The sequence below is a fragment of the Pedobacter sp. Leaf41 genome (assembly GCF_001422545.1).
Taxonomy (GTDB): Bacteria; Bacteroidota; Bacteroidia; order Sphingobacteriales; family Sphingobacteriaceae; genus Pedobacter.
In genome coordinates this window covers 18,408-41,119 of record NZ_LMLE01000001.1, presented here as the reverse complement: position 1 = coordinate 41,119, position 22,712 = coordinate 18,408, and the positions used below count along the sequence as shown (strand labels likewise).

Below are 22,712 nucleotides of genomic sequence, written 5' to 3'. Positions count from 1 at the left end.
ATCTTCAGCCTTAAAAATAAAATTAATCTATACTTAAACTATAGATTAACACAATTATAAACCCTAACAACCAAACCAAAATTGAGCACCACGCTAAACCTCGAAAGTATTTTCGTTGAAGAGAGCCAGATTCCAGATGAATTTAGGCTCAAAGAAGAAATCAATCAAAAAGAGTTTCTATCTAATGGAGAAATGAAACCGTGGAACGGACCTTTTAATGAGGTTTTTTCTCCAGTTTGCATCAAAACTCCCGAAGGATACAAAAGGAAGCGCATCGGAAGTTTTCCGGTATGTACCGAAAAAGAATCCACCGAGGCTTTAGATGCAGCCGTAGCAGCTTACGATAATGGTCGCGGGCAATGGCCAACCATGAGCGTAGCCGATCGCATTACCTGTGTAGAAAACTTTACGCACAAAATGCTGGAGCAAAAGGAGATTGTGGCTAAGCTCATTATGTGGGAAATAGGTAAATCTTACGCCGATTCTATCAAAGAATTCGATCGTACGGTTGAATATATTTATGCAACCATCGATGCCCTGAAAGACATCGATAGGCAATCATCACGTTTCGAAATTGAGCAGGGAATTGTAGCGCAGGTACGTCGTTCGCCCCTGGGCGTTGTGTTGTGCATGGGACCATTTAATTATCCCTTAAATGAAACTTTTACCACTTTAATTCCGGCTTTGATTATGGGCAATACGCTTTTATTTAAACCACCTAAACATGGAACGTTATTGCATTATCCCTTGCTTGAAGCTTTCCGTTCGAGCTTTCCAAAAGGAGTTGTAAATACCATTTACGGTCGAGGAAATACCATTGTTCCAGGCTTAATGAAATCAGGGAAAATCAACGTATTAACCCTGATCGGTTCGAGCAAGGTGGCGAACGAGCTTAAGAAGTTGCACCCAAAAGTAAATCGTTTAAGAGCTATTTTAGGCTTAGATGCTAAAAATGCAGCCATTATCACTAAAGATGCTGATTTGGATTTGGCAGTTTCTGAAACCGTTCTAGGCTCACTTTCCTTTAACGGCCAACGTTGTACGGCTTTGAAAATAGTTTACGTACACCGCAGCCTTGCACAAGAGTTTTTAAAACGCCTTTCAGCTGAAGTAGAAAAACTAAAGTTCGGAATGCCTTGGGAAAAGGGCGTAAACTTAACGCCGCTACCTGAATTAAATAAACCTGAATATTTAAAGGATTGCATTGATGATGCCATTGCCCATGGCGCTAAAGTGGTAAACAAGAATGGCGGTCAAACTTTTGAAACGTTCGTTTATCCTGCCATTGTGTATCCGGTAAATAGCAACATGAAACTGTATCGCGAAGAGCAGTTTGGACCAATTGTTCCTGTTGTTCCTTTTGATGACCTGGAAGAACCCATTGAATATTTAATCGGCTCACCTCATGGACAGCAAGTAAGTATTTTTAGCAGCAATGCGAATGTCATTTCATCATTAATTGATCCTTTGGTTAATCAGGTAAGCCGGGTAAACATCAATTGCCAATGCCAACGTGGACCAGATGTATTTCCTTTTACAGGTCGAAAAGACAGTGCCGAAGGAACACTTTCCGTTGTGGATGCTTTACGTTCATTTTCTATCCGCTCATTGGTGGCCACGAAATTTACTGATGACAATAAAAAACTATTAAATGAAATTGTGAATGGAAATGATTCTAATTTCTTAAGCACGAAGTATATTTTTTAGGAGATAATTAATAAAAAGTTAGCCGCAGATTCACAGATTAGTCTTGGGAATTTGCGGCTTTTGTTTGCCTTAACAATAAATGATCAACTTGATATGAATAGTCATCATGCTGAATTTATTTCAACACCTTTAATGATATTAACACTAGAAAAACCTTCATTCGTCTCGTAAGGACGTATCCTCGGTAGAAAAAAATAATAATTTCAATTTCGTTCCGTAAGAACGTTTATGATCTTCATTTTGAATTAATTAACACGCGTTAACCGCCCTATTTGTTACATCGTTTTCCTTCATAAAACGTTCCTACGGAACGATGGCATAACGATTATCATGTTCTACCGATGAATCGTTTCTACGGAACGAAATTTATACGGGTGGCAATTGGGTGTTTGGTAACTTAAAAGAATATTCCATATTAATAAAACCCAAACATGATTCCGATTAACAACTGAGCAAAGATATTAGCAAAGCAGTCTCAATCCCAAATAGCTGGAGCCACCTCTATTTCAATTTCTTCACCAAACTCAATTTGTTTTCCTTAATTCCTTGCACCACCAGGCCAGCTATTTGTTTTGCACCATCTGGACTTAAATGTGTATCATCTTTTTTCCCTTTAGGATAATTTACATGTCCGGAATCAACATGCAGAAACAATTTTATAGATGCCTGATCACCTAATTTGTTCAATAAATTTTCTGTTTTGGCAAGCATATCGATCAGTGGCACCTTCAACGAATCCGCAACCAATCTCGTGACTTTTGGATAATCGCCATGCGAATCTACCAGTACGCCATCCTTAAAGCTTCTCCTCGAAATTGGTGTAAGCAATACGGGAATGGCCTCTTTGCTTCTGGCTTCATTAACATAATTAACAAGGTTAATTTTAAAATCAGCCAAGGAAACGCCAACTGTTGGCTTATCAATTTTTTCATCATTGTGCCCAAACTCAATAAACACGTAATCCCCCGCTCTCAAATTATCCAAAACCGGTTGCCAACGCTTTTCAGCACGGAAAGATTTAGTACTTCTGCCATTTAAAGCCCTGTTGTCTACTTTTACTTCCTCCTTAAAGAAAGGCTGCAATTCCATGCCCCAACCGGTTTCCGGGAACTTATCTGCTGCTTTATTTGCCGCAGTAGAGTCGCCAATAATATATAGAACCGTTTGTTTCTGTTGAGATTTGAAGGCAAATAATAGCACAAGGAGGGCCATGCCAAAGCCGGCATAAAATTTTGGTTTATTCATTATAAATTGGTTAAAGGGTTCCATTGATCAGATCCACTGAGAATATTTTTAAGGATGTATTTTTTAACTTCTTTATCTGATAATTGTTTAGTCCATGGAAGTCGTGTTGATGGCGAAGCGCCCAAACCTGCGCTTTGATATTCGGCGTAAAGTGTGGTTTCTTCTTTATCGGGAAACATTTTGTCACCTTTCCAGGGATTCCATCCGACAGGTAAAATGTGCCTCCCTAATTCGCAGTGGATGAAAACCGTTTTGGCGTACGGCCGCCATGGGCGTCCTAAATAAGCTTTGGAAACGGAAGGATCTGCAATGATTTTGCAATTCAAAAACACAAAACCGAAAGTTTGATTTTGTGAGGTTGAGGCTGCTGTAATGTAAGAATCGCTTAAATTTTTGATGGTACAATTCTGAAAAACTACGGTCGATTTCCCGAAAATAAAATCGGTTGTTCCTTCAATAAAGCAATCCTGGTAAAACTGGCGACTGCTTTCTGTTGCTGCATACAACGTATCCTGATTGCCTGAAATGTTACAGTTCTTCGCTATAAAACGGTCGCCTTCTACATGTAATGCCACCGCCTGCCCAACACGACCAGCAGCGTTCACAATGCTTAGGTTTTCCAACGAAACATCACTGCCCTGAACTAAAATTGTGTAAGAAGTATAAGTAGACATTTTCTCCAAACCAAATGCATCTTTGCCTCCAGAAACCGGTTTCCCTGAATAATCATTGTTGGTGATGATGGTATGTTCTTTACTTTCTCCTATTAGTTTCAGGTTTATCTTCCAGGAGGGAATAACGATTTTTTCCTGATAGGTACCATTTTTAATTTTAATGATTACCTGTTTTTCTCCTAAATCACGAATGGAATTAATAGCTTCCTGAATGGTTTTGTAGTTTCCAGCGCCATCCTGAGCAACCGTAATTTCTGCTGGGTATTTAGGATCCTGAGCATTTGCCTGAATGAAAGTAAGTGCTAGAAAAAGAATAATGAAGTATTTAAAGAATGTGGGCTGACTCATGCTATAAATTTAAATGCTAGAATTTAAAATCCAATAAAAAAGGGCAGATAAAATCTGCCCTTGAATATAAATAGGGATATTAATTTCTCCACCTCGGATCTCCGACCCCGTTGGCTCTCAAATCTGACTGGCTAATGGTAAAGTTACCTGCAGCTGCATTGGTAAATCCAGGATTCAAGATTGTAAAGGTTCCTGTATCGTACTTCGCACCCGATGTTGCACTACCAGCCATATAAGTTGCTGCGTTAAAATAATTGTTTGCAGTAAAGTTTGCTGGCACAATAATAGTTGAAGCCTGGTTGGTTAAAATCCCTCCAGAATTAGCTAGAATATTTTTAGAAGAATAGATTTCATGCTTAGCCAAACGAACATAAAATAGTCTATTTGCAGCACCGTTGCATATTCCATTTAACGTGTTTGTTGCCACATTAATAATCGAGGTAAATGCTGGGAAGTTCGTAGAACCTGTTGGATCCATCCTGAAGAAATCTCTAGCGATAACAGAATTATAAACCGTATTATTTGAAAAATTTAGCGTTTTGGCCAAACCAGTTCTGAAATCGATAAAATCACCTCCGTTACATTCAATATTGCTGATTAAATTTCCTTTGATCGTTACTGATTCAATTAGCGCTTTAACATTTACATAAATAAATCCTTTCACGTAGTTTTTGATATTGCTATTTTCAATCGATAGGTTTCCGTAAGCTGCGTCAGATGCATCGGTATAAACAATGGTTTGATTACCATCCAATGCACCTGTTCCATCAATATCTAGGTCTTTTAACGATAAGCCTGCATTAGCCTTCATTCTAAATACAGCTCCTTTTATAATTGGCTTATCTGAAGGTTTTGCCCCTTTTATCGATATCGTTTTTGTGATCAACAAATCTGCATTGATATTGTAGCTACCCGGAAAAAGGGCAAAAACATCACCAACATTTGCGTTAGCAATTAGGGTAGCCAAGTTATCTGCAGGTGTTACGGCAATAGCGCCACCTAAATCAAGTGGAGTTGTAAAAGTAATGGTTCCACGAACTTTCGCACCATTCAGAAGTTTTGCAGTGTATAAATTTTCGCCTGTTAAACCGGTAATCATGGCTTCGCCAGCGGCAACTTCGGCGGCAGTGATGTTGCGGGTAATATTGCCTGGAGTTAAGGTGATGGTGGTAGCTGCTTGTCCGGCTGGCCAGTTAAGTGCTACTGATGTTGCCGTTAATTTAGCCGTATTTACAGTCTGAAAAATTTGTTCTGCATCAGTTTTGGCTGTAGCCGTAACATATTTTGAATCTGTTACCCCTTCGCCAACAGCCTTTACACGGATGGAATATTGCGTATCACCAGCCAAACCTGTTAACGTATACGGAACTTGCAGAAACGTAATGTTATCAACTGTTTTTGTTGGCGTTCCTGAGAAATCTGCAGTTTCAAAAACTTCTATTGTATACGTTTTTGCATTATTAACTGCCTTCCAGGTCAATCTAACGCCAGTTTTATCTACAATAGTAGCAGTTAAGCCTGTTGGCGAAAATGCCCTGTCTACTTGCAGCTTTGTAATTTCTTCTGTTACATCATCTTTACAACCCAATAAACTAATTGAGGTCAATACACAGAAAATGCTGGTATATAGTTTATTTCTATTCATAACCCTGTTCTTATAAGTTCAAGTTTTTGTTGTTCAACAATCCGTTAGATGAGTCTAAGAAAACCTGCCATATCGGCCAAACTTGTTGTGCGTTTGGATCTTTAACCGCTAGCGCATCCCAATAAGTAGAAGCATCACCGGTGGCCGCCATCGTCCAGGCTTTATTAGCAGTATAACCTAAAGCCACGCCCTGGGCATCGGTATCGCCAAAATTTAAACCATAAATCTCTACAGTTTCTCCATTGGCAGCTGTTCTATAATATATTTTAAGTGGAAGTGCTGCATATTTACCTTGCCTGTTTTCTAATTGTTGCAACTTCGTTTTTGCTTCAGCAATTTTTGTATTCAGCAAATTCCAGCGAATCAAATCGCCTTTCCTCAACATTTCGCCTGTAAATTCCAATGCTCTTTCGTTTACAATCGCATCAAAAAATGTTTGCTTAGATGCAGTTGCAGATGCCATAAATGAAGTTACTTTTGCTGCATTGCCAGGGAAAGCACGATCGCGGATCATTTTTAAATATGGAGCTGCAGCAGCTGGTCCATCCAATTCATTAATGGCTTCAGCGGCCATTAAAACTACATCGGCATAACGCATATACATCCAATTCAAGCCGTCATCGTTGGTTGAGGTTACGCGTCTTTTCATCCATTCGTAACGGTACTTACCAAAGTATAAACGGCCTAAACTCGAAGGAACCTGATATCCGCCTGTGTCGCCGGTGCCACCATCCCATTCGTAAGGCACCACGGTAACGTCTCTTCTAACATCACCCGTTTCATACTCATAAAGCATAATTGGGTTAGGCCCGTTGGTGCCACCTTTATTCTGACCGGTGTATTTATCTGTTTTTAAATGCTTCACTCCCAAATCAAAAATCACGCGGCCTCTACCTTCACTAAAAGGAATTTCCCAAATAGATTCCAATCCTGCTGCACCGGCCTCTTCATTAAGTTTTCTAAAAACTTCCTCGAAACCCAACAAGCGAAGTTTGCCGCTATTAATAATATCCACGCATTCTTTTTTGGCAATGGCATACATTTTATCTTTTGATAACTCGGCATCGGTGCTTAGGCGAACCGTACCATCCAAGCGTTGTGCATAACCTCCTGCGGCCAAGGCCAAACGTGCTCTTAAACCTTTAGCAAAAGCCTTGCTTACACGCTCTACTTTAGCAGTTGTAGCATTTTCATTTGGCCATGGCAGATAACCTGCTGCTTCATCCAAATCTTTTAAAAGTTGTTTATAAATTACATCTCTATCATTTCTGGCCAGATAAGTTGTGGCTGTTGTAATGGGTTCGAAACGGGCAGGAACATCGCCCCAACCTTTAATTAAATCATTATATAAAACGGCACGAAGCGTTAATATTTCGCCTAGAATTTGCGCCATTTGAGGACTACTTGAAATGTTACCATAAGTTCGGATACCTCTAATTGCTAAGTTTGCTCGTTCAATGCCTTCATAAAATTTCGCCCAGGCATTGTTATCTGTATTCATTTGCCCGTTATTTACATTGGCGTTGTAATTTGAAAGCCGCGATTTATCATCAGCCGTTGCTTTTAAACCATTATTTACTTCAGTATCGTTGTTGATGCCATAGAACACTAAAAAACGACCGCGATAAGAATTGGTTTCGCCAAAAGACTGGATAATTCCAGCAACTGCTCCTTCTGCTAAACCTGGCGTAGAAAAAATTACTGATTCATCCAAAGATGATTTAGTTGGTGCTTCCAGTGTCTTTTTACAACTATTTAAGGTAGTTATCCCTGCAATAACAAACAGGATATATATAATCTTTTTCATATTCTTAAAAATTAGAAATTAACATTTAAACCAAATACAAACGACTGGCTTTTAGGGTAAGCCGAGTAATCTACTCCCGGCGTAAGGTTGGTTCTACGGCGGGTAGAAACCTCTGGATCGAAACCTGTGTAATTTGTTAATAACCAAAGGTTATAGGCAGATGCATAAAGTCTCAATTTTTTCATTTTCAGCTTCTCAGATATTCTTGATGGCAAAGTATAACCCAATGTTAATGTAGATAAACGCAAGAAGGATCCATCTTCTACAGCCCAATCGCTTAAAACGAAAGTTTTCATATATGGCGACCATAAAGTAGTATTCGCATTCATCGCTGTAAGTTCCGCAGGGTCGTTACTGATGGTTCCATCTGCACGAAGATTATTCCAGCGGCTGCCGCTTTCCATAATGGAAATCATATTTCTGGAACTGTATTTACTTGTTGATGTATATTCAATTTTATTGGCATTATAAATATCATTACCGTAGCTCCAATTGAAGTAAGCACCAATATCAAAGCCATAAATTCTGGAATTAACAGAAAAACCTCCGGTATTTAATGGGTTTGCATTTCCAATAACCGTTCTGTCTGAAAGATCTATTTTGCCATCGCCAGAAAGGTCTTCAATTTTCATTGTACCTGGACGAATCGTTCCTAAAAATTCCTTGCCATCAACTACTCCTGGTTTTAAGGTCCAGGCACCCGTGGTTACATTGTATCCAGAGAAATCAGAAACTTCATATCTTCCTGCATTGCGATAACCATAAATTCTTCCAACTGATGATCCTTCTTCTACTAAATAATCGACATTAATTTCTGTTGATGCCCAATTGGATGTACCGTTGATGTTTTTAATTGCCCCTAATGAGATGATTTTGTTTCTGTTGAAGTTAATGTTGGCACTGAAACTCAAATCAAAATTTGTTTTTTTAATGGCATTCCAGTTCAATGAAAACTCCAGTCCTTTGTTCTGTGTTTCGCCAATATTACGGTATTGAAAATCGTAACCAGTACCAGCAACCGGAAATTGAAGCAATAAATCTTTCGTACGGTTTAAGTAAGCATCAATGGTACCGGTAAGTTGATAATTGAATAATGAAAAATCCAGTCCGATATTTTTAGTTACCGTAGTTTCCCATTTCAAATCGGGGTTAGCCATTGTTTTTGATGCTGCCCAGTAGTTATTAAAGCCATTAACCCATGTGGTTACAGAGTTTTGGAAAGTCTGGTTCATTTGGCCGGGAGGAATATTATTGTTACCAGCCGTACCATAACTTGCTCTTAATTTCAAATCTGTTAACCATGCTTTAGTTCCTTTCATAAAGTCTTCTTGCGAAATTCTCCAGGCACCAGAAACTGAAGGAAAATATCCCCATTGATTTTCCGGAGAAAATTTAGATGAACCATCTGCTCTAAATGTGGCGCTTAACAAGTATTTTCCTTGAAAATCATAGTTTGCCCTTCCAAAAAATGAAAGTAACTTATCATCTGGAGAAAAGTTATTGTCAATTGAGTTGGCTTTTCCTTGCGTTGATAATACTCTTGCTTCCTGGAAACCAAAAGATTTTGGAAATCCATGCACCACGTTGGTTAAAACACCTAATTCTGTTTTAATAAATTCCTGGCCCAATAACATATTCAGGTTATGATCTTTACCTAATATTTTACTGAAATTATAATTTAAGGTATTGGTGTTTCTGATGCTGTTTCTATTGGTATTGGTGAATATAATTGCCGGAAGATTCTGGTTCTCCGCTGACGGCACATTTCTAACGTAATAAGTTGTGGTGCCATAAAAGCGATCCATATCGTTTCTAAAACCATCATAGCCCACTTCAGACCTCAATCTTAAATTTTCAATGATATCATAACTAATTGCCCCATTAATGTTGTAGGTTTTACGGTGTACATACTGATCATTATCAGATATAGAAATCAATGGATTGTATAAATTAAATTCATCGTCCGTTTCGGTAGTAGTGGTTAATCCCGGCACTGGAAATGATGGATAAAGCATGGCATTTTTTAAGCGAGAATCGGCAGAAGAAACTTCATTTTGTTCATTTGCGCCACCACCTTTTGTTTTAGCATCTGCGTATCTCAAACCAAAATCAAGGGTTAGGCCTTTGTATAATTTGTGATTTAATTTGAAGTTAATATTCTGTCTTTCAAAGTCTGAAAGCTGCATAATGGCTTTGTCTTTCACAAAGCTATGACTTAAGCTGTACTTCGTTTTTTCGCCACCGCCGCTAATGTTTAGGTTTTGGTTAAACGTAGTTCCGGTGCGACCGAAGATGATTTCCTGCCAATCGTTAGCAGGTACATTTCTATACAAATCAATATCTTGATAGTTGCCAAAATACTGCGTGTAATCATTTGGCGTTTTGTCTAAAAGCGCCCTTTCATACTGCCAGGTAACATAGTCAATTGGCGTTAAAACATCCAGTTTATTAGCCAACTGCTTAACGCCGGTAAAAACATTGTAGCTTACCGATGTTTTGCCATCTTTACTATTTTTGGTAGTAACCAAAATTACTCCGTTTGCACCTCTCGACCCATAAATGGCGGTAGATGATGCGTCTTTTAATACATCAATAGTCTCGATATCTTGCGGCGCTATATCAGCGATCGAAGCAACCGGGAAACCATCAACAATATAAAGTGGAGAATTATCACCAGTGATTGAACCGCCACCGCGAACACGAACCACTAAATCTGCGTCAGGCGAACCTTCAGTAGTGGCAATGTTAATCCCGGCTACCCTACCTTGAATGGCTTCTAATGCTGAAGAAACGGGCGCCGCTGCAATTACATCTGCACCAACGGAAGAAACTGCTCCGGTTAAATCTTTCTTCCTAACCACGCCGTAACCAATATTAACGGTTACTTCTTGCAATGTATTGGCATCTTCTTCTAAAGTGATATCCAATTTGCTTTGGTCAGCAAGTGTGATGGTCCGGGTTTTATACCCAATGTAAGTAAACGTAAGCACACCGCCTTTTTGAGGTACGGTAACTTTAAATACGCCATTTGCATCGGTACTGGCACCGGTTTTCAAATCTTTTACAGTTACACTAACGCCCACTAAAGGTTGTCCGTCTGCCTTGTCTTTAACCGTTCCCGTAAACTGTTTGGTTTGTGCCCTGGATTCAGAAAACACAAAAACAGATAGAAATGATAAAACGAGTAGAAATTTGCTCATAATTATTAATTTTTATTGAATAGTTAATTGCTAAAGAATTGGGTAATTCATTGCAGAAAGAATATAATTCTACTGCAGCATGTTTTTGTTGGTTAATATTTGGTTAGATTGATGTAACAATTTTACAAACTTAAAATGGTTTGAAACCAGATTTAACTAAAAAAGTGTGCAAACGTTCCCAAAAACGTCGTTTTAACGGTTATTAATATAGCTTTCAAGAATGCCATAAAATATATTTTTTGTAACTTGTACGCATTACCATAAAATGAGATTTGAAACTTCTACCATAAAGGACATTGCCAAGGCGCTCGGACTATCAACCTCGACGGTTTCAAGAGCTTTGCGAGATCGTTATGAGATTAGTGAAGAAACCAAAAAGCTTGTTTTAGCTTATGCGGAAAAGGTAAATTATCGGGCCAATCCCATAGCCCTAAGTTTAAAGGAAAGGCGAAGTTATTCCATCGGCATTATTGTGAGTGAGATTGCCAACAACTTCTTTTCACAGGTAATAAACGGTATAGAATCCATCGCCTATGATCGCGGCTACCACGTAATTATTTCTCAAAGTCACGAGTCGCACAAACAGGAAAAACTTAACGTGGAGCATCTTGCATCAAGATCGATTGATGGTTTGCTCATCGCACTTTCTTCCGAAACACAAGACATCACGTATCTCCGGAATTTATATTCAAAAGGACTGCCGATCGTTTTTTTTGATCGCGTACCTGAAGATTTTGACACACACAAAGTGATTGCTAACAACTTCAAAGGTTCTTTTGACGCTACTGAACACCTGATTTTATCGGGGAAGAGAACGATTGCACATTTGACGAATTCTGAAAATTTATCCATCACCAAAGAGCGTTTAAAAGGCTATCAGGCGGCTTTGGCAAAATATCATATCGAATTTAAACCTGAATTAGTAAAATATTGCCAGCACGGAGGAATGCATTCTGCAGAACTGGAGCAAGCAGTAAAAGAACTTTTGCCTTATAAACCTGATGGTATTTTTATCTCCAGCGATAGACTAACCACCGGTTGTATCATGGCTTTGAAAAAAACCAATCCCGAGGTGGCCCATAAAATTGCCATTGCCGGTTTTACTAATTCCAACCTGGTCGAATTATTTTCTCCATCCCTAACATCGGTTAAACAGCCCGCTTTTGAAATGGGGCAAGTAGCTACTGAACTTTTAATTTCGATGATTGAGGCCAAGAGGGAAATCACTGAATTTGAGACTAAAATTCTTGATACTGAGCTGGTAAGAATGCAGAAAAACATCGGAAACAGATTTTTGTAAAGCGGATTGCTTTGGGCGTTTTGCGGTAAGCGATTCCAAAGTTCAATTTTTCCGGCTACACAACTTAAAGGCTTGCGTAATTCACGAATCGAGACTTATGACTCACGACACCGAACTCCCAACTCCAAACTAATTATTACCTTTGCTGCATGGTAGAAATCGTATTAAAAAAGGGGAAAGAAAAAGCTGCACTACAAAGACATCCATGGGTATTTTCGGGTGCACTTGAAAAAGTAAAAGGAAAGCCTGAAAATGGTGAAGTGGTTAAAGTTTCCGCCTTTGATCATGAATTTCTGGCCTATGGCTATTTCAACAGTAATTCTAGAGTTGCCGTTCGTTTATTAGAATGGGATGAAACACAAATCATCGACAAAAAATGGTATGAAAACCGTTTAAAGCAGGCCATTGCTTCCCGTCAATCTATCCTTAGCGAGGAAACCAATACCTGCCGTTTAGTATTCAGCGAAGCTGATTTTTTACCGGGTTTAATCGTCGATAAATATGCTGACTTTCTCTCTCTACAAATTTTGAGTTCCGGAATTGAGAGCGTTAAAAATGATATAGTAGAAATTTTAAAAGCGGAACTTCAACCTAAAGGAATTTTCGATAAAAGCGATGCTACTGCCCGTACTCATGAGGGTTTACCAGTTGAAAACGGTTTGCTCTGGGGTGAAAATCCACCAGAGTTTTTAGAAGTTAAAGAGAACGGTATTGCTTATCATATCAACATCGCCGAAGGTCAAAAATCTGGCTTTTATTGCGATCAACGCGATAACAGAAAAATATTAGCCAGTTATACCAAAGGCAAAAAAGTATTGGATTGTTTTAGCTATAGTGGCGGTTTCAGCTTAAATAGTTTAGCAAGTGAGGCAGCAAGTATTACCAGTGTAGACAGTTCTGGCTTAGCCGTAGATACCCTTAAACAAAATGTATCGCTTAACAAATTTGATCCCGCTAAAGTTACAGCCATCCAATCTGATGTAAATAAACAGTTGAGAGTTTTTAAAGAGTCGGGCGAATTATTTGATGTTATTGTACTCGATCCACCAAAGTATGCACCATCTCGTTCGGCCTTGGATAGAGCGGCAAGAGCCTACAAAGATTTGAATAGATTAGGTATGCTTTTGCTCGAGAAGGGTGGTTTACTAGCGACTTTCTCTTGTTCTGGCGCCGTAGATATCGAAACTTTCAAACAAATTATTGCCTGGGCAGCGCTTGATGCAGGTAAAGAAGTTCAAATCATTAAACAGTTTTGTCAACCTGAAGATCACCCAGTTAGAATTTCTTTTTCTGAAGGAGAATATCTGAAGGGCTTGTTGTTACGGGTTTTATAAAAGTTCACCTGTAAGTCAGGCGCTGTGCCGCCTGCGCTCGTTTTTAACGGGCGCAAAATAGTTTAGCGATTGCATCGCATAAAATACCTATAACAAAACAGCTATTAACACGCTCGTTAGAAACGAGCGTGGGCTGAATTGTAAAAAATTATTAGCCACTGAAACATAGAAATCACGGAGCTTGAATGTTATTTTTCCGTGTCAATCCGTGTTTTCGTGGCAAAATGCTATATATCCTCCGAATTTTCGGGCAATTGATCATACTCGCCCTTCCAGGCATAAAACCCGAAAATCATCAAACCCAAACTAATCGGCAGGAAGATAAAAAGAATAATCCCCCACTGTAACATGGTATTTGTTCGTTCAATATCAGTATGGGTTAAGCCCACTTTTTCTACCGCCTGAATAAACAAAAAAGTCATCGCAACCGGTCCTAAAATCATCCATACTAAACCTAAAAATTTCTTTAACGCGTTCATTTGTAAAATATTTAATCGTTAATACTTTCGTCCTTTTTGTTTGATAGATAAATTGTTCCTATGATCAAGCTTAATGTCGCAATTCCGATGGGATACCATAAACCAGATAATGGCGTTGAGCCAGCAAAACTGGCAATTAAAGTAGCAATAAAAGGTACTAATCCCCCGAAAACACCATTGCCAATGTGGTATGGAAGCGACATAGAAGTGTAGCGGATTTTTGTTGGGAAAAGCTCAACCAGAAATGCAGCAATTGGACCATAAACCATGGTTACCAGTAAAATCTGAAAGAAAATCAGGCCTACAAATTTCCAAAAAACAGGTGTTGGCAGCACCTTATCTTTTACCATTTCGCCTCCTGAAATGATGCCACGCTGGTTCGATACCGTATCCGTTTTTACCACGTTAAAGCTCGCTCCATTTTTCAGAATTACCTGAGTAGCCGAAGTTCTTAAGCTATCAGTGCTGTTGCCAATTAACAAGGCGCTTGAAGGGAGCGCTTTTGAGGTTAAAATATCGCTTTGTTCTACTTTGCTAAAATCAGTATCATCTAAAAATGTTTGATAGATTGGGCGATAAAAAACGATGCCTAAAAGCATTCCACTCAACATAATCCACTTCCGGCCAACTTTATCGCTCCAGGCTCCGAATATTACAAAAAATGGTGTTGCAAAAGCAATTCCCCAAAGTAAAATATAGCGTGAATCGTTAAAATCGAGCTTACAGGTGTTTTCTAAAAACGATTGCGCATAAAACTGACCCGTATACCAAATTACACCTTGCCCCATAGTGGCTCCAAAAAGGGCAAGAAGCACCATTTTAAAATTGGCTTTGTTGTTAAAACTTTCTTTCAAAGGATTTTTAGAGATGTTGCCTTCCGCCTTCAGCTTAGAAAACATGGGCGATTCGTGCATCTTCATCCGGATATAAATAGACACTACAACCAATAAAATAGAAAGGAGAAATGGGATTCTCCAGCCCCAGTCGCCAAAAGTTTCGGCGCCTAAAATGTTCTTGGTAATCACGATAACGCCGAGCGACAAAAACAGCCCTAATGTAGCCGTAGTTTGGATCCAGCTGGTAAAAAATCCGCGTTTATCTTTTGGGGCGTGCTCCGCTACATAGGTTGCGGCACCACCATATTCGCCACCTAGCGCCAGGCCTTGAATTAAGCGTAAAATCAGCACTAAAATAGGCGCTGCATAGCCGATGCTTTTGTAAGACGGTATTAAACCAATAAAAAAAGTAGATCCGCCCATTAATACCAGGGTTAACAGGAACGTATATTTTCGGCCAATCAAATCGCCCAGGCGCCCGAAAACCAAGGCCCCAAATGGGCGGACGATAAAACCAGCCGCAAAGATGGCTAATGTATTAATCAAAGCTGAAGCGCCTGCATCCTCCGGAAAAAGTTGATGGCCAATAATAACGGCTAAGCTGCCGAAAATATAAAAGTCGTACCATTCGATTAGTGTGCCGAGTGATGAGGCACCGATTACTTTAAAGATATTGTTCTTTGGTAAAGTTTCGCTCATAAGATGTTAGGAATATTTGGTTTCCCAATATAAACATTTGCATGACAATCGGCAACCTGCACTCTTTGTAACTATATTTGTTACACAAGCAAACATTTCAGCATTTGTTTTGTATTTTCAATCTCCATTAAACATAATATGCTTTTAATACAAAACATTAGACTTAGTAGAATTTTAAGAAATACCTGGCATGTTGATCTGATCATGATCGCTTCCTGCACCGCAGCATACTTCGTTAGAGAATATTTGATTGCACATCACTTCGTGATACCCACCATTATACCAACTGTTTTGGGTACCGCGATAGCTTTTTTTATCGGTTTTAATAATAACCAGGCTTACGACAGGTGGTGGGAAGCTCGCAAAATTTGGGGTGCACTGGTAAATGATTCACGGTCTTTTACAAGGGCTTTGCTTAATTATGTTGATGATGACCCGGCTACCGCAAAGCGGATGATTTGCAGGCATATTGCATTTTTATATGCTTTGAAGGCTAGCCTGAGAGGAACCATTGATGAGATATACATCAAGTACCTACCCGAAGAAGATCTGAAGGAAATTGAAAAGCATAACAATACGCACAATGCAATTTTAAATATTCAATCACGAGACCTGCAAAGGTTGTCCAAAGGAAACCATATTGATGGGTTTAGATTTATTGAGATTAACGAAATGTTAGTGCGTTTCTCGGATTCTATGGGCATGAGCGAAAGGATAAAAAACACCATTTTCCCAACTACCTATTCCTATTTAACAAAGGTTTTTATTTGGTTATTCGTGGTTACTTTTACTTTGGTAATCAGTCAGGATGCAGGACCGGCGTCAATATTTTTAGGTTGGTTAATTGGTTTTGTGTTTGTATCCACTCAAATCAATGGAATGAGCCTGGTTGATCCGTTTGAGAATAATTCTGCAGGAATTCCATTAAATCAGATTACCAGAACAATTGAAATTAATCTGCTGCAAATGATGGAGGAAAATGAAATTCCAGAGCCTATTAAACCAATTAATGAAGAATATGTACTTTAGCTTTTAGCTAGCTTCTTCCCAATCCAAATTAATAATAAGGAAAGTATCCAAAAAAGAAACAGGCAGCCAAAGGCATTCAATAGTGCTTTTGGATAGCCCAAATCAACCACATTAATAAATGGGTAAGGATATTGGTTGATTAAATATCCACGGATTACAATAAATACAATGTAAGCTAATGGATAAAGCAACCAAATGAAAGCATCTCTATATTGCAGCGTTTGCTTAATGACGAATAACATCCAAAATCCTAGAAATATTAGTGGGTTAACAACATGGAGCAACTCGTCAGCAACCCTGGCCCATCCCACAGGACTAAGTAAACCCCGTAACAACACGTTGTATATAATGCCTACTACAAAAATGTAAACTGTTATTGCTGTTTGGGTGGATGGCTTGGAAAAGAAAACTCCTAATTTAGTCTTGCTAAACAGAATTATTGTACCAAAGCAAATGGCAACAATAATATTTGTAGTGATGGTAAAAAAGGATAAGTATAATTTAGTAGTTGAAAGAAAATCATAGTCAGCAGCTTTTAGACTCACTATAAATTGCAAAATTAAAGCAAACCAAACCACGGCGGCGCCGAATGCTAAATACATTTTTATAGCAGGAGATGATTTCATATTAGGGATGTGTTAATGGTTAAGCAAGGTAAGTATTTACCCACAATGCTTGGCAATAAGGAACATCGAATTTTAAGTCATCACCGATTATTTACCGAGTGCTTGTAGCAGGCTCTGTTCAAATAGAACTGATTTTTCTTTGAATTCTTGATCAACATAAGAGATATTGGCCATTGCGGCGATGATTTTACCGTTTTTATCCACAAGAATATTTGAAGGAAAGCCGTGGTTAATATTAAGCTTTGCGATATCAACCTTGCTTAAACTTACAATTTCGTATTGATAATCGTTCTTCGTTTGAAAATGTTTTGCTGAAATTGGAGCATCGTGGGTAATGCCTATAAAACGAACGCCTTTCTTAGCATATTTCTCCACCAATTTATTGAGTTCTGGCATCTCTGCAATACACGGCGGGCAGTTTTCAAACCAGAAATTAATCACCACGATTTGATTGTTCAAACTTGTTTTTGAAAACATTTTACGATTTGTTCTCAAGCCTTTGAAATAGGGTAAATCTTTTCCTATCAATTCTTCGAAAAAAGTTTCCTGAGTAGCCCATTTTACTGAAGCCTCTTGTGCTTTCGTGGTGAAGCCAAGAAGGAGAATAAAACAGAAAAAATAGATTTTCATAATCACCAAAGATAAATCAAATATGCCAATGCAACTATACAAAAAAGTCTCGCCAGAAAATCCGGCAAGACTGATAGTTTGGTTGGTTATTATTTTTTGTTGTGCAAAGATTCTCCGCTTAGCCCGAAATCACCATAATTTTAATACAGGTAAGCTTTAAACCTATTTAAAAGTAATTGAACCGTATTCGGTTTTGACGTTAACATTTGCTCCACCGCCGCTGCCGATTTTGCCTGCATATTTTCTGGTTTCGTCATCTTTACTCACTAAACTGGAACTAACATTAGCGCCATATTTAAAGCCTGCGTACGAAGTTGAAACATTGAAATTTCCATTAAATCGATCGGCGAAACCAAGTCCTACCGAAACATATTCGCCACCGAAAGTGAAGCTTTTGCAGGCTGGAGTAATTTCGTTTACGTTTAACCTATTGTAATCCATATTGATATTGGCATCGCCGTTAAGCGTACCCAAATTTACGTTTGAATATTCTGCATTAACGGCTATTTTGCCCGCTGCAGCAATATTTAAATCGCCATAAGCCTGTTTAACTACAGTATTCCCTTTTACAGTGTTGATGTTTACTTTAGCATATTCGGCGCTTAGCAGCAGGTTTCCGCCAATGTTACCTACTGTTAAACCTTTACCATACTGAACTTTGATATCAGCCGATTTTCTAATGGTATTGATATTTACGCCTACATACTCTGCATCTAACTCTAAAGTTCCTACCGCACCGATCGTTACTGGGCCGTTGTACTCATGTTTAACTACAGCAGCATTCATATCCTGAATATCGCACTTGCCGTACTGAACATTAATGTAATTGTTGCTGTTACTTAGATTTCCTGCCACCAAATTTCCATATTGTAATTTTAATGAGGTTGGTCCGGAGAAATTCCCTACTTCAACATTACCATATTGTTGCAAAACAGATAGCGGGTTTGAGGCTGGCATGTATACCACATAATTAATTTTCACTTCTCGTCGCCAGGTTGTTACCCCGTTTCTTACACCTCTTCCCCAACGGCCACTTCTATCAGCCAAATTGGTTTTTATCGAAACCACATCACCACTTTTAGTAGCATCAATATTTACAGCATCCAGCAATTTTTGCACCTCACTATCCGAATTGCTAAACGCTTTTATGTCTATATCTACTTTAACTTCCTTCCTATCCCAGGTTTTTACCACGATAGAACCGTATTGATTGTTCAGGTTTACTTTATCACTATTATCAACGCTAAAGCTTTTTGAAAAACTTTTCGACCGTTCGGCATCCGCACCCGATTGAACATCGGCGTTCACAGTTACATTGGTGTTAAGAGATACCGAAGTTTTATTCACTGCATAGGTATTGTTTGACGCTGTTACCACTACAGTTTGTTGCGCATTCGCTTTTCCGGCAATGAAAGCCACTAAGGCTAAAAATATTTTAATTGTTTTCATGTTGTTAATTGTTAAACATTTATTTGGCTCAACCTGCCGACCGGTTCAGCCTTGAAATTGTGAGCGTATTTTATTAGTATCAAGTAGTTAGTATCAAGACTGGGTTCCAAAACTTTGAACTCTTTACTTTTTACTTTCTACTTTTTCTAAATCTGATTTACTTTTTTATAATCGTCTACCTGATTGATAATTAGCAATTGTTGTTTTAAAAGTTGTAGTTGGATTTCGCGGTTTTTAACCATTGCTTTAACTACAAAAGTTTGGTTTGGCGATGTTGGAAGCTCCAATCTTAATCGTTCATATTCTTCATCTAATTTGGCCAAATCAGCAGTAAATTTTTTATAAAGCTCTGGGTTTGCCGAAGCGAAAATGGCCAGGCTGTCTCTTTTTTCGGTGATTAATCCCGTAAAATGAACCTCTTTCTGTGCATAAGCTTCGTTAACATCAGCGATTTCTAAATCTTTGTTTTGCAACCTTCCGGCGTACAACCACACTAAACCGAAAACCACTACCAAACTTGCGGCTACACTCATCCATAAGTATAGCTTTACCGGCTTTTTTTTATCTTGTTTTACCTGATTTTGTTTTGAATCTAACTCTAGCTCTATTTTGGCCCAAAGCCCCACTGGCGGCTCCATTACATCAAAAGCCTTCCGGTTTTCTTTAACAAAAGTTTCTAATCTGTTATTCATCTCTCATCCCTTTCTGTTCTAAAATACTTTTTAACTTTTTCTTCGCCCTCATGTATTGTGTGCGACTTGTGTTTTCACTTATTTTTAAAATATGTGCAATTTCTTCGTGGTCGTAACCTTCTAATAAATACAAACTTAATACCACTCTATAACCATCTGGAAGTTCTGAAATGGCATTCCTAACTTCCTCGGCCTGCAATTTAACTTCATATTCATCTGCAGAAATTTCATCAGGTATTTCTGATAACTCTTCCGTTCCAACAAATTCGAATTTACGCTTGCGCAGATAATTGATCGATTTGTTGATTACAATCTGCTTTAGCCAAAGCCCGAAAGTAGTTTCCTGTCTAAAATCTACAATCCTGGTAAATGCATCTAAAAACGATTCTTGTAAAACATCTTCAGCTTCTTCTTCATAATTCAGAATTCGTAACGCCACATTATACATCGCCTTTGCATACAGTTTGTACAAATCAAACTGTGCTGCCCGGCTGCCCTGCATGCATGCTTTAACTAGCTCTAGGTTTTTATCTACGTAAACGGTTTCCAAAATTTTGAATATTCTGATTATAAGACAGGCGGGATTTTAAAACGTTGCATCAAGGTATAAAAAAAATTAACATCCCTTCACAAAGTGATATTTCATATCATTTTGATATCCAGGTTTTATAATAATATAACCGACTAAAAAATAACGAGAATGGTTAAGCAATTATAAATTCAAGCGTTTATATTTACTTAATCATCCTAAAATTCAAGCATCTAAATTTATGAAACACTACTTACTTTTTGCGTTCTTGCTTATCTCTTGCAAAATTCATTCACAATATCAAATCAATGGCAGTTTCGAGAAACTGAACGATACTCATATTCCAGAAGGATGGTCTTTCTCCTTCTTTGCTTCACAAAAAACTGCCTATCCTGCACTGCTTGATAGCGTTACTAAACAGCATGGCAAGTTTAGCATCCTGTTGGAAAAAAAAGGAACTGGCGCTGATTTTGGTGTGATCGACTACCCGATTACTCAGAATTTCGAAGGTAAAAACATAGAATTGAGAGGTTATATCAAGACAGAAAATGTTAGTAAAGGCTATGCAGGCTTATGGATGAGAATTGATGATAAAAACGTCCAATCTATTGGTTTTGATAATATGCAAGACAGAGGTGTGATTGGCACTAAAGATTGGCAACAATATACCATTAAGCTTGATTATAATAGCAAAGAGGTGAGGGCTTTACACATTGGCGGTTTACTGGTGGGCGAAGGAAAAGCCTGGTTTGATAATTTTGAGATTTTTATAGATAATAAACCTATAAAAAAGGCAGCGTTTAAAAAGATAATTGCAGTTAAGGCCGATCTTGACACCGCATTTGCAAACAGTTCGGGCATAAAAGAAATTAATTTAAGCGATCAGCTATCAACCAATTTAATAGTTGCCGGGCAGTTTTGGGGTTTTTTAAAATATCACCATCCGGCTATTGCTCAAGGAGATTATAATTGGGATGCAGAACTCTTCAGAATATTGCCTTCTGTTTTACAAGCTAAGAATAACAAAGAACTAAATGTTGTACTGGAGAATTATCTCGAAAAACTTCCAAAACCCGATGTTTGTAAAAGCTGCAAAAAAATAGCCGAAGAGCAATACCAGATTAAGCCCGATTACGGATCATTATTTGACAAGTTGATAATAGAGGAGCCGCTATTAACTAAACTTAGCTTTATAAGAGATAACCGAAACACTGGCGATAGTTATTACATTGGCATGGCTCCAGGAGTGGGCAATCCGATTTTCAAAAATGAAAAGCCTTATTCAAAAATGACTTACCCAGATGCGGGCTATCGCCTACTATCGCTTTTTCGTTACTGGTCAATGATTAACTATTTTTTTCCTTACAAAAACGTTATCGGCCAAGATTGGAATCAGGTATTAAAAACTTCGTTACCCGAGTTTGTAAATGCAAAAAACGAGCTCGACTATGGAAAAGCAGCCTTGAAATTAATTGCTTGTGTAAATGATACCCATGCCAATTTATGGGGCGGTAGCACAGCGATTACTAATTTTAAAGGCAAATATGCACCACCCTTGCAAACAACCTTTATAGAGAATAAACTGGTGATAACTGATTTATATAAAGATACACTTGATGTAAAAAGTAAATTAAAAGTAGGAGATGTAGTTACAGCAATCGACGGGAAAGATGTCGGTTTACTTATTAAAGAATTTCTTCCATTTACGCCTGCCTCAAATTATGATACGCAACTGCGTGATCTGCCAAACAATTACCTCTTGAGGGCAAATAAAATAAAAGTGAATTTAAATATAAACCGCGATGGAGAGCAGTTTAGTTACGATTTACCCATGAGAATATATGGCCGTGGAGGTAAGGATTCTGACTTTGAAAAAGCGGAACCATTTAAACTCATTAATGAAAATACGGGATATGTTTTCCCCGGGAAATATAAAAATGCAATGCTTCCCGATATCAAGAAACTTTTTGCCAATACCAAGGGAATCATTATAGACATGCGTTGTTATCCTTCAGAGTTTATGCCTTTCACTTTTGGCAACTATATTAAGGATGTATCTACACCTTTTGTAAAGTTTACAATGGGTAGCGTCGCTTATCCAGGCTCATTTGCATTTGGGGCAACAGTTCGCAATGGTAAAAAATCGTCTGATAATTATAAAGGGAAAATTGTCGTAATTGTAAATGCTATTTCTCAGAGCCAGGCAGAATATACAACTATGGCTTTCCAAAGTTCGCCCAACGTGAAAGTAATTGGCAGTTCCACTGCAGGTGCCGACGGAAATGTGAGTGATATTATTTTACCAGGCGGATTGAAAACCATGATTTCTGGCATTGGTGTTTTTTATCCTGATGGAAAACCTACACAAAGAGTGGGGGTAAAAATCGATGAGGTGATTTATCCTACTATCAATGGAATTAAACAAGGGAAGGATGAGTTGCTTGAGAAGGCAATGGAAATCTTGAGCAAAGGATGGTAGACAA

Annotated in this window: 17 protein-coding genes; 5 read left to right on the top strand and 12 right to left on the bottom strand. The window is 38.4% G+C overall.

The window, feature by feature from the left end; translation table 11 throughout:
* Nucleotides 1-81 precede the first annotated feature (81 nt).
* Entirely contained in the window at nucleotides 82-1,707 is a 1,626-nt protein-coding gene (locus ASE92_RS00160; protein WP_056848105.1) for an NADP-dependent glyceraldehyde-3-phosphate dehydrogenase, read from the top strand.
* A gap of 501 nt (nucleotides 1,708-2,208) precedes the next feature.
* Here ASE92_RS00160 and ASE92_RS00155 read toward each other — a convergent pair.
* The 5 genes from ASE92_RS00155 to ASE92_RS00135 form a co-directional block, all read right to left on the bottom strand.
* Nucleotides 2,209-2,952, bottom strand: a complete 744-nt coding sequence (locus tag ASE92_RS00155; protein ID WP_056848104.1) for a rhamnogalacturonan acetylesterase — start codon at nucleotides 2,950-2,952, stop codon at nucleotides 2,209-2,211.
* Nucleotides 2,952-3,974 (bottom strand): pectinesterase family protein, encoded by a 1,023-nt coding sequence (locus ASE92_RS00150; protein WP_056848103.1) that lies wholly within the window; start codon nucleotides 3,972-3,974, stop codon nucleotides 2,952-2,954. Before ASE92_RS00150 ends, ASE92_RS00155 begins: the two co-directional genes overlap by 1 nt.
* Nucleotides 3,975-4,053: 79 nt before the next feature.
* Nucleotides 4,054-5,619: a DUF4957 domain-containing protein gene (locus ASE92_RS00145; RefSeq protein WP_056848102.1), complete on the bottom strand. Its 1,566-nt coding sequence runs from the start codon at nucleotides 5,617-5,619 to the stop codon at nucleotides 4,054-4,056.
* Between the two features lie 10 nt (nucleotides 5,620-5,629).
* Complete coding sequence (locus tag ASE92_RS00140; protein ID WP_056848101.1) at nucleotides 5,630-7,426, bottom strand: RagB/SusD family nutrient uptake outer membrane protein; 1,797 nt, start codon at nucleotides 7,424-7,426, stop codon at nucleotides 5,630-5,632.
* An 11-nt stretch (nucleotides 7,427-7,437) separates the two neighbouring features.
* Nucleotides 7,438-10,626 (bottom strand): TonB-dependent receptor, encoded by a 3,189-nt coding sequence (locus ASE92_RS00135; protein WP_056848100.1) that lies wholly within the window; start codon nucleotides 10,624-10,626, stop codon nucleotides 7,438-7,440.
* A gap of 265 nt (nucleotides 10,627-10,891) precedes the next feature.
* Here ASE92_RS00135 and ASE92_RS00130 point away from each other — a divergent pair, with 265 nt between their 5' ends.
* Entirely contained in the window at nucleotides 10,892-11,926 is a 1,035-nt protein-coding gene (locus ASE92_RS00130; protein ID WP_056848099.1) for a LacI family DNA-binding transcriptional regulator, read from the top strand.
* A gap of 149 nt (nucleotides 11,927-12,075) precedes the next feature.
* Nucleotides 12,076-13,260, top strand: coding sequence for a class I SAM-dependent rRNA methyltransferase (locus ASE92_RS00125; RefSeq protein ID WP_056848098.1), 1,185 nt, complete (start codon nucleotides 12,076-12,078; stop codon nucleotides 13,258-13,260).
* Between the two features lie 227 nt (nucleotides 13,261-13,487).
* Here the strand turns inward: ASE92_RS00125 and ASE92_RS00120 are convergent, their stop codons facing one another.
* Together ASE92_RS00120 and ASE92_RS00115 are read right to left on the bottom strand one after the other, a co-directional pair.
* Nucleotides 13,488-13,739: a DUF6814 family protein gene (locus tag ASE92_RS00120; protein ID WP_056848097.1), complete on the bottom strand. Its 252-nt coding sequence runs from the start codon at nucleotides 13,737-13,739 to the stop codon at nucleotides 13,488-13,490.
* 11 nt (nucleotides 13,740-13,750) lie between these two features.
* On the bottom strand, nucleotides 13,751-15,274 hold the full coding sequence (locus ASE92_RS00115; protein ID WP_056848096.1) for an MFS transporter: 1,524 nt from the start codon (nucleotides 15,272-15,274) through the stop codon (nucleotides 13,751-13,753).
* Nucleotides 15,275-15,412: 138 nt separating this feature from the next.
* On the opposite strand from ASE92_RS00115, the gene ASE92_RS00110 reads away from it, so the two are divergent.
* On the top strand, nucleotides 15,413-16,303 hold the full coding sequence (locus tag ASE92_RS00110) for a bestrophin family protein (RefSeq protein ID WP_056848095.1): 891 nt from the start codon (nucleotides 15,413-15,415) through the stop codon (nucleotides 16,301-16,303).
* Here ASE92_RS00110 and ASE92_RS00105 read toward each other — a convergent pair.
* The 5 genes from ASE92_RS00105 to ASE92_RS00085 all read right to left on the bottom strand — a co-directional run bounded on the left by ASE92_RS00105 (nucleotide 16,300) and on the right by ASE92_RS00085 (nucleotide 20,250).
* Complete coding sequence (locus tag ASE92_RS00105) at nucleotides 16,300-16,905, bottom strand: Pr6Pr family membrane protein (RefSeq protein WP_162237733.1); 606 nt, start codon at nucleotides 16,903-16,905, stop codon at nucleotides 16,300-16,302. The two genes, ASE92_RS00110 and ASE92_RS00105, sit on opposite strands and share 4 nt — an antisense overlap.
* Nucleotides 16,906-17,016: 111 nt before the next feature.
* Complete coding sequence (locus ASE92_RS00100) at nucleotides 17,017-17,559, bottom strand: peroxiredoxin family protein (protein WP_056848093.1); 543 nt, start codon at nucleotides 17,557-17,559, stop codon at nucleotides 17,017-17,019.
* A gap of 162 nt (nucleotides 17,560-17,721) precedes the next feature.
* Nucleotides 17,722-19,008, bottom strand: coding sequence for a hypothetical protein (locus tag ASE92_RS00095; RefSeq protein ID WP_235527248.1), 1,287 nt, complete (start codon nucleotides 19,006-19,008; stop codon nucleotides 17,722-17,724).
* Nucleotides 19,009-19,154: 146 nt separating this feature from the next.
* Nucleotides 19,155-19,700, bottom strand: a complete 546-nt coding sequence (locus ASE92_RS00090; RefSeq protein ID WP_235527247.1) for a hypothetical protein — start codon at nucleotides 19,698-19,700, stop codon at nucleotides 19,155-19,157.
* The gene (locus ASE92_RS00085) at nucleotides 19,693-20,250 is read right to left on the bottom strand and encodes an RNA polymerase sigma factor (RefSeq protein ID WP_082454863.1); all 558 of its coding nucleotides are present in this window, start codon (nucleotides 20,248-20,250) and stop codon (nucleotides 19,693-19,695) included. The genes ASE92_RS00090 and ASE92_RS00085 overlap by 8 nt, the downstream gene beginning before the upstream one ends.
* A gap of 220 nt (nucleotides 20,251-20,470) precedes the next feature.
* Between ASE92_RS00085 and ASE92_RS00080 the strand changes: the two genes are divergently transcribed.
* On the top strand, nucleotides 20,471-22,708 hold the full coding sequence (locus ASE92_RS00080) for a S41 family peptidase (RefSeq protein WP_056848091.1): 2,238 nt from the start codon (nucleotides 20,471-20,473) through the stop codon (nucleotides 22,706-22,708).
* The last annotated feature ends 4 nt before the right edge of the window (nucleotides 22,709-22,712 follow it).

Bases quoted from the DNA above. Each gene is read 5' to 3' on its own strand.
- ASE92_RS00155 (WP_056848104.1), bottom strand. From the start codon at position 2,952: ATGAATAAACCAAAATTTTATGCCGGCTTTGGCATGGCCCTCCTTGTG.
- ASE92_RS00150 (WP_056848103.1), bottom strand. From the start codon at position 3,974: ATGAGTCAGCCCACATTCTTTAAATACTTCATTATTCTTTTTCTAGCA.
- ASE92_RS00145 (WP_056848102.1), bottom strand. From the start codon at position 5,619: ATGAATAGAAATAAACTATATACCAGCATTTTCTGTGTATTGACCTCA.
- ASE92_RS00140 (WP_056848101.1), bottom strand. From the start codon at position 7,426: ATGAAAAAGATTATATATATCCTGTTTGTTATTGCAGGGATAACTACC.
- ASE92_RS00135 (WP_056848100.1), bottom strand. From the start codon at position 10,626: ATGAGCAAATTTCTACTCGTTTTATCATTTCTATCTGTTTTTGTGTTT.
- ASE92_RS00130 (WP_056848099.1), top strand. From the start codon at position 10,892: ATGAGATTTGAAACTTCTACCATAAAGGACATTGCCAAGGCGCTCGGA.
- ASE92_RS00125 (WP_056848098.1), top strand. From the start codon at position 12,076: ATGGTAGAAATCGTATTAAAAAAGGGGAAAGAAAAAGCTGCACTACAA.
- ASE92_RS00120 (WP_056848097.1), bottom strand. From the start codon at position 13,739: ATGAACGCGTTAAAGAAATTTTTAGGTTTAGTATGGATGATTTTAGGA.
- ASE92_RS00115 (WP_056848096.1), bottom strand. From the start codon at position 15,274: ATGAGCGAAACTTTACCAAAGAACAATATCTTTAAAGTAATCGGTGCC.
- ASE92_RS00110 (WP_056848095.1), top strand. From the start codon at position 15,413: ATGCTTTTAATACAAAACATTAGACTTAGTAGAATTTTAAGAAATACC.
- ASE92_RS00105 (WP_162237733.1), bottom strand. From the start codon at position 16,905: ATGTATTTAGCATTCGGCGCCGCCGTGGTTTGGTTTGCTTTAATTTTG.
- ASE92_RS00100 (WP_056848093.1), bottom strand. From the start codon at position 17,559: ATGAAAATCTATTTTTTCTGTTTTATTCTCCTTCTTGGCTTCACCACG.
- ASE92_RS00095 (WP_235527248.1), bottom strand. From the start codon at position 19,008: ATGAAAACAATTAAAATATTTTTAGCCTTAGTGGCTTTCATTGCCGGA.
- ASE92_RS00090 (WP_235527247.1), bottom strand. From the start codon at position 19,700: ATGAATAACAGATTAGAAACTTTTGTTAAAGAAAACCGGAAGGCTTTT.
- ASE92_RS00080 (WP_056848091.1), top strand. From the start codon at position 20,471: ATGAAACACTACTTACTTTTTGCGTTCTTGCTTATCTCTTGCAAAATT.